Origin of the sequence: Mycobacterium sp. 852002-30065_SCH5024008 (assembly GCF_001665645.1) — a bacterium.
GTDB lineage: Bacteria > Actinomycetota > Actinomycetes > Mycobacteriales > Mycobacteriaceae > Mycobacterium > Mycobacterium paraffinicum.
The window spans coordinates 1-515 of sequence record NZ_LZSZ01000079.1 but is presented as its reverse complement, the minus strand read 5'-3'; the positions used below and the strand labels follow the sequence as shown (position 1 = coordinate 515).

The window sequence follows — 515 nt, the reverse complement described above, 5'->3', positions numbered from 1 at the left end:
GGTGTTGACGAAGAACCCGACCAGCTCATCCAGGGCCGGGTCACGCCGGCCCGCGATCGGGAACCCAACGGCCACCTCACAACTCGCACTCAGTTTGGCCAACAAGACTGCCAGCCCGGCTTGGATGACCATAAAACTGCTGATCTGATATGCCCGGGCCATCTGGGTGATCTGCTGCTGCAACTGCGCCGGCCACTCGAAAGCCACACTGGCGCCGCGATAATCGGCTACCGCCGGATAGGGCCGATCGGTGGGCAATTCCAGGCGTTCAGCCATCCCGGCCAGGGCCTGCTGCCAGTAGGCCAACTGCCCGCCAATCAGACTATGCGGATCCTCCAAGGCCCCGAACTGCTCATGCTGCCACAGCGTGTAATCGGCATACTGCACCGCCAACGGCACCCACCCAGGGGGCTGGCCTTGAACGCGGCTGGCATACGCCACACCCAGATCACGCGCCAGCGGGGTGATCGACCAGCCATCGGCGGCGATATGGTGGGCCACGGCCACCAACACAT

General features: G+C 64.1%; 1 protein-coding gene. It reads right to left on the bottom strand.

Features of this window, described 5'->3' with window-relative positions; genetic code table 11:
• Positions 1–515: condensation domain-containing protein (locus A5781_RS10230; protein WP_197503774.1), on the bottom strand; the 515-nt coding region annotated here is incomplete at both ends.